This is a genomic window from Bradyrhizobium algeriense (assembly GCF_036924595.1).
Lineage (GTDB): Bacteria > Pseudomonadota > Alphaproteobacteria > Rhizobiales > Xanthobacteraceae > Bradyrhizobium > Bradyrhizobium algeriense.
Map to the genome: position 1 here is coordinate 5536113 of NZ_JAZHRV010000001.1, position 14536 is coordinate 5550648.

Sequence of the window (14536 nt, forward strand, 5' to 3'; positions counted from 1 at the left end):
TCAGGATATGCAACTCGGCATGATCGGGCTCGGCCGGATGGGCGGCAATATCGTCCGCCGGCTGATGAACAACGGCCACACCGCCGTGGTCTACGACAAGGACGCAAGGGCGGTCGCCGGCCTCGCCGGCGAAGGCGCAACCGGCGCTGATACGCTGGAAGATTTCGTGGCCAAACTCGACAAGCCGCGGACCGCCTGGGTGATGCTGCCGGCAGGCAAGATCACCGAGGCGACCATCGAGGCATTGGCAAAGCTGATGCAGCCCGGCGACGTCATCATCGATGGCGGCAACACGTTCTGGCAGGACGATGTTCGCCGCGGCGCGGCGCTGAAGGCCAAGGGCCTGCATTATCTCGATGTCGGCACCAGCGGCGGCGTCTGGGGCATCGAGCGCGGCTATTGCATGATGATCGGCGGCGACAAGGCGGTGGTTGACCGGCTCGACCCGATCTTCAAGACGTTGGCGCCGGGCGTTGGCGACATCCCGCCCACATCCGGCCGCGAGGGCCGCGACCCGCGCGTTGAGCAGGGCTACATTCACGCCGGCCCGTCGGGCGCCGGACACTTTGTCAAGATGATCCACAACGGCATCGAATACGGCCTGATGCAGGCCTATGCCGAGGGCTTTGATATTCTGAAGAACGCCAATATCGAAGCGCTGCCGCCGGAGCACCGCTTCGCGTTCGACATCGCCGACATCGCCGAGGTGTGGCGGCGCGGCAGCGTGATCCCGTCCTGGCTGCTCGATCTCACATCCTCCGCGCTCGCGGAAAACCAGACGCTGGAGAATTACTCCGGCTTCGTGGAGGATTCCGGCGAAGGCCGCTGGACCGTGAATGCCGCGATCGACGAGGCCGTGCCGGCGGAAGTGCTGACGGCGGCGCTCTATGCACGCTTCCGTTCCCGCAAGGATCACACCTTTGCGGAAAAGATCCTGTCGGCAATGCGGGCCGGTTTCGGTGGCCACAAGGAGCCGCCGAAAAAACCTGACACGAAGGCCTGAACGGACATGGCGGTCGGTCAGACAGCACAGAAAAAACCCGATCCTTGCTCGTTCGTCATTTTCGGCGTGACCGGCGATCTCGCGCACCGGCTGGTCGTGCCCGCGCTTTATAACCTCGCCGCCAGCGATCTGTTACCGGAGAGGTTCTGCCTGGTCGGCGTCGCTCGCAAGGGCATGACGGACGACAAACTGCGCGACAGCCTGATGAAAGGCCTGCGCGAGTTCGCGACCCAGCCGGTGGACGACGCGGTTTCGCTGCGGCTGCTGCAATGCCTCACCTGCATCGAGGCCGATCCGAAAGATCCGCCGTCGTTCGATGCGATGAGCAAGCAGCTCGCCGAACTGGAAGCCGCGCGAAACACCGGCGGCAACCGGCTGTTCTATCTGGCGACCCCGCCCAACGCGTTCCTGCCGATCAGCCGCGAGCTTGGCCGCACCGGCATGCTGGCCGAGAACGGCGCGTGGCGGCGGCTGGTGGTGGAAAAGCCGTTCGGCACCGATCTCGTTTCGGCACGGGCGCTGAACAGCGAACTGCTCAAACTCGTCGATGAGCACGAGATCTACCGGATCGATCACTATCTCGGCAAGGAGACGGTGCAGAACATTTTGGTGCTGCGTTTCGCCAACGGCATGTTCGAGCCGATCTGGAACCGCAACCACATCGACCATGTTCAGATCACGGTCAATGAACAGCTCGGCGTCGGTCACCGCGGTAGTTTCTACGACCAGACCGGCGCGCTGCGCGACATGGTGCCGAACCACCTGTTTCAGTTGCTGTCGCTGGTCGCGATGGAGCCGCCGATACGGTTCGACGCGCATTCGGTGCGCGCGGAAAAGGCCGATGTGCTCTCTGCGATCCAGGCCCAGAGCGAGGCAGAGGCGCTGCGGAATTCGGTGCGCGGCCAGTATCTGGCCGGCCGGATCGGCGATAGCCAGATCGAGGACTACCGGAAGATCGAGGACGTCGCAGCCGGCAGCACCACCGAAACCTATGCGGCGCTGAAGCTGATCATCGACAACTGGCGCTGGGCCGGCGTTCCCTTCTACCTGCGCACCGGCAAGGCGCTCGGCGTCAAGCGCACCGAAGTCGCGATCAAATTCAAGCAGGCTCCGTTCGCGATGTTCAACTGCACGCCGGTGGAAGCACTGGCGCAGAACTACCTCGTTATCGGCGTCGCGCCGAACGAGGGAATTGCGCTGCAGTTCAACACCAAGGTGCCCGGACCCTCGATCCTGATCGACGGTGTCGAGATGAAGTTTCGCTACAAGGATTATTTCAAGGCGGAGCCCTCGACCGGCTACGAGACGCTGATCTATGACTGCATGATCGGCGACAATATCCTGTTCCAGCGCGCCGACAGCGTCGAGGCAGGCTGGAAGGCGGTGCAGCCGTTCATCGACGCCTGGAAGAAGGCGGGCGCCGAGGGCTTGCAGACCTACAAGGCCGGCAGCGAAGGGCCGGAGGACGCGAACGAACTGTTGAGGCGCGACGGCCGAAGCTGGCGAAAGCTCGGGTGAACGATGGCCGCGAACGACAACCGCCACGTAATCACGGTCACCGATCCAGCGGCGCTGGCGGCAACCGCCGCCGAACATCTGCTGGCCAGAACAGCCGCCAACAGCGGTCGCGTGGCGATCTGCCTGACTGGCGGATCGAGCCCGAAGCAGCTCTATCATTTGCTTGCGACCGACGCCTATCGAAGCCGGATCCCGTGGCAGCGCGTGCACTGGTTCATCGGCGACGAACGCTTCGTGCCGGCGGATGACCCGCTCAACAACATGAGCATGGCGCGAACGGCCTTCCTGGACCGATGCGCGCCGGCGGCAAACATCCATCCGATTCCGACCGCGACCGCCGACCCAACCGACCCCGATCGGGGCGCCGCGCTTTACGAACAGGAGCTGCAATCGTTTTATGGCGCAGACACGCTTGATCACGCCAGGCCCCTGTTCGATCTCGTGCTGATGGGCGTCGGTCCCGACGGCCATACCGCGTCGCTGTTTCCCGGCGATGGCGCACTCGACGAGACCGCGCGCTGGGTCGTCGGCATAGCCAAAGCGAATGTCGAGCCGTTCGTGCCGCGGGTTACCCTCACGCTGCCCACCCTCGCCTCCTGCCGCGAAATGCTGTTCGAGGTTGCGGGCGCGGATAAGCGTGCGATCTTGACGCGGCTCTTCGCAGCCGAGAACCTGCCCGCCAACCGCGCGCGATCCACCGGCGAGACGGTCTGGTTGGTGGACCGGGCCGCGATTCCGGAGAATTTTGGTGGGCAGTAACACGCTTTGCGCGCTGGTGGTGATGGGCGTCTCCGGCTCGGGCAAGAGCACCATCGCCGATCATCTCGCTGGACGCCTCGGCTGGCGCTACGAGGACGGCGACAGGTTTCACCCGGCAAGCAACGTCGAGAAGATGAGCGCCGGCCATCCGCTGACGGACGAAGACCGCTGGCCGTGGCTGCAGGCAATTGCCGACGAGATCGACCGCCTCTCGGCCGCCGGTGAGCGCGCCGTCATCGCCTGCTCGGCGCTGAAGCGCGCCTATCGCGACGTCCTCGTGCACGGTCGCGACGATGTCCGCATCGTCTTTCTTGACGGAACGCAGGATCTGATCGCCGCCCGCCTTGCCAGCCGCCAGGGCCACTTCATGCCGCCGGGCTTGCTTGCCAGCCAGTTCAAGACACTGGAGCGGCCGGGCGCCGACGAGCGGCCGATCACGGTATCGATCGATGCGCCGGTCGAGCGAATCGTGGATGACATCGTCACTCAATTGAACCTGGTTCCCCAATGACCCGCATTGCACTCGTTGTTTCCGACGTCGACGGCACCCTGTTGACGAAGGACAAGATCCTGACCGATGCCGCAAAGGCGGCCGTGCGCAAGCTGCATGCGGCTGGCGTCGGCTTCACCATCGTCTCCAGCCGGCCGACCATCGGCATGGGTTTTCTGATCGAGCCGCTTTCGATCACGCTTCCCGTCGGCGCCTTCAACGGCAGCTCGATCGTCGACGACAAGCTCAGGCCGATCGAGCAGCATCTGATCGCCCCCGCCGTGGCCCAGCGCAGCCTCGACATGCTCGATGCGTTCGGCGTCGATATCTGGCTCTTCACCAATGAACGTTGGTACACGCGCAATCCCGACGGCGAATACGTCCCGCACGAAAAGCGGGCGATCAAGGCCGATCCTACCATTATCCCGGATTTCACGCCGCATCTCGCCAGCGTCTGCAAGATCGTCGGCGCCAGTTCGGACGCGGCGCTGCTTAAGCGTTGCGAGGTGGCGATGCGGGAAGCCGTCGGGACGGAGGCGACCGCGGTCCGCTCGCAGACCTATTATCTCGACATCACGCCGCCCGGTCACGACAAGGGCACCTTCATGGACGCGATAAGCAGGCGGCTCGGCATCCCGGCCGCGGCGGTGGCGACCATCGGCGACATGGAGAATGATCTGCCGATGTTTGCCAAAAGCGGCGTTTCATTTGCAATGGGCAATGCGGCCGACGGCATCAAGCAGCACGCGACGCATGTGACCGAGAGCAACGAGCGCGATGGATTTGCGGCTGCGATCGAGATGGTGCTGCAGCTCGGATAGGATCTTTTTTGGAGCGTTTTCTGTGCAGATAAGTCTACGCAATCTACGTAAACTTGATTGCTATGCGAACCGGCATCCACCCCGGATCACGTCCGGGGGGCTTTCGCTCGAAAATGCCATGCTCCGCCGTATCAAGCCGACGTGAAGGATAAATCGGGGAATTCTCAAAGCCTTCGCGCGGCGAATCCGCTTCTGTTGGCCGGCACGATCGGCAAGCGCGAGCCGGTGTCCGACCGCCACCTCCTCCCATGAAGGCAGGTTCACCCCAGCCCGGGCCTGCCGCGGCGAAGTCGGGTGCCGGCTCGCGCGACTCGTCGAACATTTTCAAACAGCCGTAGGCTGGGCAAAGCGAAGCGTGCCCACCATCAAAAAGCACGATCGGTGATAGATGGCGGGCACGGCGCTACGCGCCTTTGCCCACCCTACAGGTTGCGGGTCTACCGCTATTTCGAGCGTTGCTTCGCCGGCTTCTCGGTCGAGAGCTTCGTTGCACTCAAATTATGCGCGGTATTGATCAGCGCGATGTGCGTCAGCGCCTGCGGGAAATTTCCGGTCTGGCGGCCGGCGGCCGTATCGTACTCCTCGGCCAGGAGGCCGAGATCGTTGGCGACCGCGACCACGCGGGTAAACAGCTCTTGCGCGCGGGCGAACTCGCCCGCCAGCACATAGGCGTCCGCCAGCCATAGCGTGCAGGCGAGGAACGCGCCTTCGGCCGGTTGCCGCTCCACTTCACGGGGATCATGCCGCAGCACAAATCCGTCGCGCATCAGGTGCTGTTCGACCGCGCCGAGCGTGCCGCGCACGCGGGGATCTTCCGGCGGCAGGAAACCGACCGACGGCAGCAACAGGATAGAGGCGTCGAGCATCTTTGAGCCATAGGACTCGACGAAGGAGTTTAGTTCGGGATCAAAACCCCTGGCGCAGACGTCGTGATGAATGGCGTCGCGCAGCACACGCCACTTCGTAAGCGGCGCCTTGAAGCCGAAAGTCTCCGCGCTCTTGATGCCGCGGTCGAACGCGACCCAGGTCATCACTTTCGAAGAGACATAGTGCTTGCCCGCGCCGCGGCGCTCCCAGATGCCGTGATCCGGCTGGTCCCACCGTCCGGCAAGGTGCTGCAGCACGGCGCATTCCATCGCCCAGCTGGTTTCATCCAGTTCGAGTTTTGCCACACGCCACTGGTGAAAGGCGTCGATCAGTTCGCCGTAGACGTCGAGCTGCAGTTGCGCATGCGCGGCGTTGCCGACCCGCACCGGCTTTGCGCCTTCGTAGCCGGGCAGCCATGTGGCCTCCCATTCCAGCAGGCGGCGCTGGCCCATGATGCCGTACATGATCTGCATGTTGGCAGGAGATCCCGCCGCCGCCCGCAACAACCAGCGGTGCCAGGCGGAAGCTTCCTCCGTGTAGCCAGAGTTCATCAGCGCCAGCAGCGTGAAGGTGGCGTCGCGCAGCCAGCAGAAGCGGTAGTCCCAGTTGCGCTGTCCGCCAAGCTTCTCCGGCAGCGACGTTGTCGGCGCGGCGACAATGCCGCCGGTCGGCGCATAGGTCTGCGCTTTCAGCGTGATCAAGGAGCGCATCACCAGGTCGCGGTACTCGCCCTCATAGGTGCAACGGCTGCCCCATTCGGTCCAGAACGCTTCGGTATCCTGCAAGGCATAGGCAGGATCGATCGGCTTGGGCACCGGTAGATGCGAAGGGCCGTAGGTGAGAACGAAGGGCACAGTGTCGCCCTCGCCGACCTCAAAATCGGCGACCGTCGTCAGGTCCTCACCGCGCGTTTCCACCGGGGTGCGCAACACCGTCATGTCCTGCCCGCAGATCGCGAGCAGCGCGGAGCCGTCCTCGCTCTTCTTGACCCAGGGAATGTCGATGCCGAAGCCGAAGCGGATCACAAGCTGCATGTGCATCCTGACCCGCCCGCGCACGCCGCGCACCAGCCGCACTACGTCGGAAGCGTTGCCGCGCGGCGGCATGAAGTCGACCAGCTCAACAGCGCCATTCGCGGTCTCGAACCGCGTCTGCAGGATCAGGGTGTCGCCCCAATAGTTACGCGAGGTGCCGGTGACCTCCTCCACCGGCGCGATCAGCCAGCGGCCGTGCTTGTGCGTGCCGAGAAGGGCTGCAAAGCAGGCATCGGAATCGAAGGCCGGCCAGCACAGCCAGTCGATCGACCCGTCACGGCCGACCAGCGCCGCGGTCTCGCAATCGCCGATCAGCCCATAATCTTCGATCCGGCACGACAAGGTGTTTCACCGCCTGATCAGAGCGCCGCGCGCGACCGCTCATGTGTTGCCGCCTTGAGCGCGGTGACGTCGACCGTCGATGTCATATCCTCGAGCGGCACCGGAAGCCGCCGCCGCCAGTTCGGATGCTCGTTGACGGTGCCGGGAATGTTGGGCTGGTCGACCACCTCGAGCAGGTCCTCCAGCGAGACCGCGAGCAGCCGCGACTTGGTTCGCGCCAGGAAATTCGCCACCGAATAGAGATCGTTGCGGTCGATGGCGTGATGACGCAGCACGTCGTCCAGCATCGCAAGCGCATGCCAGCGCGCATCGTCGCTCTCGCCCGGATCGATGCCGAGCGAGCGCTTCAGCTTCAGATCGCCGAACGAGCGCCAGCCGGCATAGGTCGAGAGGTCGTGGGTGTTGAAGGTGACGAGCGCGTTGGTCAGGTAATGATCGATGTTGCGGAACGAGCCGGCATCGTCGCGCTCGAACATCATCACGAGATACGACCAGATGCCCCAATCGGCCATCTGGTCGCGAAAGCCTTCCGGCACGGTGCCGAGGTCTTCGCCGATCACGACGCAGCGATTCGCAACGCTTTCCAGCGCGGTCGCCGCCAGCAGCGCTTCGAACGGCATCTGCACATAGACGCCGTCGCGTGCGCTGAAGCCTTGCGGCACCAGATAGAGCCGCTTCAGCCCGAGCACGTGATCGAGACGGATGGCGCCGGCGTGGCGCATCGAGGCGCGCAGCATGTCGCGGTACGGCGCAAAGGACTCAAGCTCAAGCCCAACGGCGTTGAACCCGGCAAGGCCCCAGGTCTGGCCGGCGGTGTTGAGCGGATCGGGCGGCGCGCCGACGCCGAGATGACGTGAGATTGCGACCTGCTCGTTCCAGGCGTCGAACCCGTCGGCCTGCACGCCGACCGCGACGTCGAGATAGAGCCCGACCTTCAAACCGAGCCGCTTCGCCAGATCGGCGGCGGCCCCCAACTGCCGGTCGGCGGTCCATTGCACGAATTCGACGAACTCGATTTCGCCGGCGTCCTCACCCTGGCGCAACGCGTCGCATCCGGCGTCGTCCGGTTGCCGCCACTCTACCGGCCATTCCCACCACGGCTTGCCGAATTTGTGCCGGAGCACCTCGAAGCAGGCAAAGTGCGACAGCAAGGTGCCGCGTTCGGCGCGGAATTTCTCAAAATCCTGTTGGCGGGCCGGCTTGGCGTTGGCCTTGAAGGCAGCAAAGGCCCTGCGCAGCGCCCGCCACTTGAGGCCGGCGACGCTGACGTAATCGACGGCATCGCCTGCCCGCAATGGCGCCAGCGCCTCGCTTGTTTCTGAATCGGGCTGAAATTCGGGCAGCTTTTCGACGTCGATATAGAGCGCGTTGAGAAACAGCCGGCTGTTCGGCGAATACGGGCTGCAATCGTCCGGGCGATCGTCGAACAGGGTGTGCAGCGGATTGAGGCCGACACCGTCGGCGCCGAGATGATCGGCAAGCTCGATCAGGCTGGCGAGGTCGGTGAAGTCGCCCATGCCCCAGTTACGCGCGGAGCGGACGCCGTAAAGCTGGACCGCGAGCAGCCAGCAGCGGTCGAACTCGCCGCCAAACGCCCTTTCCGGCGCCGAAATCAGCGGCACGTCCTCGGCGGTCGAGGCGTCGCTCACCTGAAGCCGGTAGGCGCCAGGCGGCAGGTCCCTGGGCCAGTCGATGGCATGATCGGAGCTCTCGCCCCTGGCGATAACACCCGATTCCGCAACGATTTTCCACTCCACCGGAAGCCTTGCGGTAGCCGGGAGCTCGGTTCGCGACGGCCGCCCGGACCGGACCACCACGGGGTGGCCGAGCAGCGGTCCCGGCGCCTGCGGTGGCAGCGCATCCAGGATAATTTTGAGCGCGGCGGCGTCCGTCACACGGCGGTGACCCTGACCGTCCAGGAACTCGGTCTGGATTCCCTGGGCTTTGGCTTGAGCAAAAAGGTCCATTCGGCACGTACTTTGCACGCAAACATCAAACCGATGTCGCGAAATTGTCCAATTAGGGGAAGGAGATAGACGGTGTCTAACGCTCGGGCCCACCAACGGTTCCAAGGGAACCAAAGTGAGTCGAGCGGCTTTTTATCTATGTCCGGAACGTCTCCCCTTCTGCAAACGAAACGGGGACGTCATTTCCATGGCAGTGGCATCACCGTGAACAAAAAAGCGCAAACCGCCGAGAGCTCCAACGCCGGCGTCTCCCTTTCTATCGACAGTGCCTATCCGCTGAATCCGGATAGCAGCCCTGTGGTCGAAGCAAAGGGGGTGCCAGCCACTGAGACCGTCACCGACGAGCTCTGGTACAAGGACGCGATCATCTACCAGCTCCACGTCAAGGCCTTCGCCGACAGCAACAATGACGGCATCGGCGACTTTGCCGGGCTGACCGAGAAACTGGGGTATCTGCAGGATCTCGGCGTCACCACGCTGTGGCTTTTGCCGTTCTACCCCTCTCCCGGCCGCGACGACGGCTATGACATCGCCGATTACGGCGACATCAACCCCGATTTCGGGACGATGAAGGATTTCCGCCGCTTCATCCAGGAAGCCAAGAAGCGCGGCCTGCGGGTCATCACCGAGCTCGTCATCAACCACACCTCCGACCAGCACGACTGGTTCAAGCGCGCCCGCCGCTCGGACCCGAATTCCTCTGCCCGCAACTGGTATGTCTGGAGCGATACCGACCAGAAATATCCGGGCACGCGGATCATCTTCACCGACACCGAGAAATCGAACTGGACCTGGGATCCGGAAGCCGGCCAGTTCTACTGGCACCGCTTCTTCTCGCACCAGCCGGACCTCAATTTCGACAATCCGCGCGTGGTGAGCGCGCTGGTGCAGGTGATGAAGCGCTGGCTCGACACCGGCGTCGACGGTTTCCGCCTCGACGCCATTCCCTATCTCTGTGAGCGCGACGGCACCAACAACGAGAACCTGCCCGAGACGCATGCCGTCATCAAAGGGCTGCGCCGCGAGCTCGACAATTACGCCAAAGGCAAGGTGCTGCTGGCCGAAGCCAATCAATGGCCGGAGGACGTGCAGGAATATTTCGGCCGCGGCGACGAATGCCACATGGCCTATCATTTCCCGCTGATGCCGCGCATCTACATGGCGATCGCGCAGGAAGACCGCTTTCCGATCACCGACATCCTGCGCCAGACGCCGGATATCCCGGGCAACTGCCAGTGGGCGCTGTTCCTGCGCAATCACGACGAGCTGACGCTGGAAATGGTCACCGATGTCGAGCGCGATTATTTGTGGTCGACCTACGCCAACGATCCCCGGGCGCGCATCAATGTCGGCATCCGCCGCCGCCTGGCGCCGCTGATGGACAATGACCGGCGCAAGATCGAATTGATGAACTCGCTGCTGCTATCGTTCCCGGGCACGCCGATCATCTATTACGGCGACGAGATCGGCATGGGCGACAACATCTATCTCGGCGACCGCAACGGCGTTCGCACGCCGATGCAATGGACGCCGGACCGCAATGGCGGCTTCTCCCGCGCCGACCCCGCCAGGCTCTACGCGCCGACCATCATGGACCCGGTCTATGGCTATGAGTCCGTCAATGTCGAGGCGCAGTCGCGCAGCCTGTCCTCGCTGCTCTCAGCCACCAAGCGGCTGATCGCGGTCCGCAAATCCACGCTCGCCTTTGGCCGCGGCACCATGACGTTCATCCGTCCGGAGAACCGCTCGGTGCTGTGCTATGTGCGCCAGTACCAGGGCGAAGTCATCCTGTGCGTGGCCAACCTGTCGCGATCGGCGCAGGCGACCGAACTCGATCTTTCCGCCTTCAAGGACCGTATCCCGCTGGAAATGCTCGGCCGTACCCGCTTCCCGGCGATCGGCGAACTGCCCTACATGATCACGCTGGCGCCTTACGGCTTCTACTGGTTCGAACTGCAGGAGCGCGACAAATCGGCGCCGGTGGTGCAGCGCGCCGTGCCCGAGTTCGAGACACTTGTGGTGCCGCTGAACGCGACCTGGGTGTCGCTGGCGCGCGAACGCGGCGTGTTCGAGCGCGACGTGCTTCCGGGACATCTGGCGCGCAGCCGCTGGTATCCTGAACGATCGCCCAAGGCGATCCGTCCGACGCTTACTTCGGCCATTCCGTTCTGCGACATCGGCGACAACCGGCCGTGGCTCGCCTTTTTCGAAACGACGCAGCGCGGCGTCAGCACGCGCTACGTGCTGCCGATGCAGATCGAATGGGTGCGCTTCGACCGCGAGCGCTACAACCCGCATGCGCTGGCCGCCGTTCGGCAAGGCGCCCGCGAAGGCACCCTGCTCGACGTCGCCACCGACCAGATCTTCATCTCGCTGCTGTTGCGCAACCTGCAGCAATCGCTGACGGTCGACGAGAGCGAACAGGGCTTGCGGCTCGAATTCCGGCCGACCAAGCGTTTCAGCGACAAGCCGATCCGGCAGCCCGAACACATCCGCACCATCGAGTCCGAGCAGCCCCGCAGCACCGCCCTGGTGGATAACGACCATGTGGTCAAGATCTACCGGACGCTTCAGCCCGGCCCCAATCCCGAGATCGAGATCGGGCGCTTTCTCACCGATATTGCCAACTTTCCCAACATGCCGGCGCTGCTCGGCAGCGTCGAGCTGGTCGAGGGCAACGAGAAGAGTGCGATCGGCGTCGTTCACGCGTTCGTCGCCAATCAGGGCGACCTCTGGACCGTGAGTGCGGCCTATCTCGATCGCTTCGTCGAGGAGCAACGCCTGCTGGCGGCAAGCATGCACGCCGGCGAGCGCGACGAAGAGACCCCCTATCTGCGTTACATGTCGCAGGCCGGGCGGCGCGTGGCCGAGCTGCATGTGGCGCTCGCCGGCAACAGCGAGATTGCCGAATTCGCGCCGGAGCCGACCGGCCGCGACGACGTGCAGCGCTGGATCGACGATCTGGTGCTGTGCGCCGGCCGCGTCTTCGATGCGCTCCGGCAGCGGCGGGAAACGCTGAGGGAAGCCGACCGCCCGCTGGCCGACCGGGTGCTGGCGTTGCAGCCGGCGCTACCGGATTTGCTGGAAACGCTGCTGCTGCGCGAGGCCGACGCCGCCAACATCCGCTGCCATGGCGACCTCGATCTCAGCCAGTTGCTGATCGTCAAGGACGACATCTTCATCGTCGACTTCGAAGGCGCGCCGCGGCGCAGTATCGCCGAACGCCGGCGCAAGGCGCCCGCGGCGCGCGACATCGCCAGCCTGGTCCGATCGATCGATTATTCGGCAACCGCAGCCCTTGAGCGCGCGCTCAAAGTGGCCCACGATGAGCACGGCAAGCTCGGCGCGGCGCTTGGCGAGTGGCGCGACCGGGCGACAGCCGCATTTCTCACCGCCTACCACGAAGCCATGACCGATCAGCGGCTGTGGCCGTCCGATCCGAATGCGGCAGACGGCTTGCTGACCTTCTTCCTGCTCGAGAAGGCCTTGAACGAAATCGAACACGAACTGTCGTTCCGGCCGGAATGGCTACGCGTGCCCCTGATCGGAATCATCAGAATGTTGTCGCAACCATCCTTAGAGGCCTCATGACCAAGCTACCCGCCGAGGCCTACGCGATCATCGAAGGCAAGCATTCCGATCCGTTTCGTTATCTCGGCTTGCACAGCGAAGGCGGCCACAGCGTGGTGCGTGCTTTCATCCCCGAAGCTTCCGATGTGGAAGCGATCGGCGAGCATGGCGAGACGGCGCCGCTTGAACGAATTCACGATGCCGGGCTGTTCGCAGGCGCGCTGCCGAACGGCTCCAAGCGCTACCAGCTCCGCGCCCGCTTCGGCGAAAACGTCGTCGATCTCGACGATCCCTACCGCTTCCCGCCCGTGCTCGGCGACTTCGATCTCTATCTCCTGGGCGAAGGCACCCACCGGCGGATCTACGACAAGCTCGGCGCGCATCCGATGACGCTCGATGGCGTCGACGGCGTGGCGTTCGTGGTGCTGGCGCCGAATGCCAAGGCCGTCAGCGTGGTCGGCGACTTCAATTTCTGGAACGCGCTGCGGCACCCGATGCGGGTGCGCGGCGTCGGCTATTGGGAATTGTTCGTGCCGCATGCCCGCGCCGGCGACCGCTACAAGTTCGACGTCACCGGACCCGACGGGCGGCATCTGCCGCTGAAATCCGATCCGGTGGCCTTTGCGGCGGAGATCCGGCCTTCAACGGCCTCGATCGTCGTCGACGAAAGCAGAATCCCGCATCCGCGCGCGGCGCCGGCGGGCATCAACGCGCTGGGCGCGCCGATCTCGATCTACGAGGTGCATCTCGGCTCGTGGCGGCGCAAGAACGGCAATGAATGGCTGAACTATCGCGACCTCGCCGAACAGCTCCCGGCCTATGCAAAGGACATGGGCTTTACCCATCTCGAGTTTCTGCCCGTCAGCGAGCATCCGTTCGACGGCTCATGGGGCTATCAGCCGACCGGCCTGTACGCGCCGACCAGCCGGTTCGGCACGCCGGAAGACTTTTCCGCTCTCGTCGATGCCTGCCATCGCGAGGGGCTCGGCGTATGGCTCGACTGGGTGCCCGGACATTTCCCCGACGATCCGCATGGGCTCGGCTATTTCGACGGCACCGCGCTCTACGAGCACGCCAATCCGCTGCAGGGCCGCCACCTCGACTGGGGCACGCTGATCTACAATTACGGCCGCACCGAAGTGGTCAACTTCCTGGTCTCCAACGCGCTGTTCTGGTTCGATCGCTACGGCGTCGACGGCCTGCGCGTCGATGCCGTCGCCTCGATGCTCTACCTCGACTACAGCCGGCCCGCCGGCGAGTGGATTCCGAACCGGCATGGCGGCCGGGAAAACCTCGAAGCCATCGAATTCCTGCGCCGCTTCAACATCGAACTGTTCGGGCATTTTCCGGAGGCCACCACGGCGGCGGAGGAATCCACCGCATGGCCACAGGTCTCGCAGCCGGTCGAATATGGCGGGCTCGGCTTCGGCTTCAAATGGAACATGGGCTGGATGCACGACACGCTGAAATATATCGGCAAGGATCCGGTGTACCGGAAGCACCATCACGGCGACATCCTGTTCGGCCTGCATTACGCGTTTTCGGAAAATTTCATCCTGCCGCTGTCGCATGACGAAGTCGTGCACGGCAAGCGCTCGATCCTCGGCCGCATGCCGGGCGATGAGTGGCAGCGGTTTGCAAACCTGCGCGCCTATTACAGTTTCATGTTCGGCCATCCCGGCAAGAAGCTTTTGTTCATGGGCTGCGAATTCGGCCAGGAACGCGAGTGGAATCACGATCAGTCGCTCGACTGGCACCTCTTGGGGCAGCAGCGGCACGCCGGCATCCAGAACCTGATCCGCGACCTCAACCGGCTCTATCGCAACGTACCGGCGCTGCACGAGATGGACTGCAACCAGGCGGGATTTGAATGGGTGATCACGCATGATTCCGGCAACAACATCTTTGCCTGGCTGCGCAAGGGTTTCGACGCGCACGCGCGCTGTCTCGTGGTCGTGAACTTCTCGCCGAACGTCTATCAAAACTATCGCGTCCGGGTGCCGTTCGCCGGCAAGTGGAAGGAAGCGCTCAATTCCGACTCCGCGCATTATGGCGGCAGCAATGTCGGCAATGTCGGCGAAGTCCGTACCCTGGAAGGCAGCATCCCCGAGCTCTCACTGACCATTCCGCCGCTGGCCGCGATCTTTCTCGTACCGGAAAGCTGA

The 14536-nt window shown here is 63.9% G+C and carries 9 protein-coding genes; 7 read left to right on the forward strand and 2 right to left on the reverse strand.

The features are described from left to right. Nucleotides 1-7: 7 nt before the first annotated feature. The 5 genes from gnd to V1286_RS26815 are packed head-to-tail and all read left to right on the forward strand — an operon-like array spanning nt 8 to nt 4591. Nucleotides 8-1003 (forward strand): phosphogluconate dehydrogenase (NAD(+)-dependent, decarboxylating), encoded by a 996-nt coding sequence (gnd, locus tag V1286_RS26795; protein WP_334484677.1) that lies wholly within the window; start codon nt 8-10, stop codon nt 1001-1003. Nucleotides 1004-1009: 6 nt separating this feature from the next. Further along, complete coding sequence (zwf, locus tag V1286_RS26800) at nt 1010-2521, forward strand: glucose-6-phosphate dehydrogenase (protein WP_334484679.1); 1512 nt, start codon at nt 1010-1012, stop codon at nt 2519-2521. Nucleotides 2522-2524: 3 nt separating this feature from the next. Next, nucleotides 2525-3280, forward strand: coding sequence for a 6-phosphogluconolactonase (gene pgl, locus V1286_RS26805; RefSeq protein WP_334484681.1), 756 nt, complete (start codon nt 2525-2527; stop codon nt 3278-3280). Between the two features lie 22 nt (nt 3281-3302). Then, nucleotides 3303-3791, forward strand: coding sequence for a gluconokinase (locus tag V1286_RS26810; RefSeq protein ID WP_334489919.1), 489 nt, complete (start codon nt 3303-3305; stop codon nt 3789-3791). Continuing rightward, a complete protein-coding gene (locus V1286_RS26815) occupies nt 3788-4591 on the forward strand; it encodes a Cof-type HAD-IIB family hydrolase (RefSeq protein WP_334484683.1) in 804 nt (267 codons plus the stop codon). Before V1286_RS26810 ends, V1286_RS26815 begins: the two co-directional genes overlap by 4 nt. A 443-nt stretch (nt 4592-5034) precedes the next feature. Here V1286_RS26815 and V1286_RS26820 read toward each other — a convergent pair whose 3' ends face one another. Next, nucleotides 5035-6834: a glycoside hydrolase family 15 protein gene (locus V1286_RS26820; protein WP_334484685.1), complete on the reverse strand. Its 1800-nt coding sequence runs from the start codon at nt 6832-6834 to the stop codon at nt 5035-5037. A gap of 17 nt (nt 6835-6851) precedes the next feature. Further along, nucleotides 6852-8801: a 4-alpha-glucanotransferase gene (gene malQ, locus V1286_RS26825; protein WP_334484687.1), complete on the reverse strand. Its 1950-nt coding sequence runs from the start codon at nt 8799-8801 to the stop codon at nt 6852-6854. 297 nt (nt 8802-9098) lie between these two features. On the opposite strand from malQ, the gene treS reads away from it, so the two are divergent. Both treS and glgB read left to right on the forward strand, forming a co-directional pair. Continuing rightward, entirely contained in the window at nt 9099-12392 is a 3294-nt protein-coding gene (treS, locus tag V1286_RS26830; RefSeq protein ID WP_334489922.1) for a maltose alpha-D-glucosyltransferase, read from the forward strand. Continuing rightward, nucleotides 12389-14536 (forward strand): 1,4-alpha-glucan branching protein GlgB, encoded by a 2148-nt coding sequence (gene glgB, locus V1286_RS26835; RefSeq protein ID WP_334484689.1) that lies wholly within the window; start codon nt 12389-12391, stop codon nt 14534-14536. The genes treS and glgB overlap by 4 nt, the downstream gene beginning before the upstream one ends.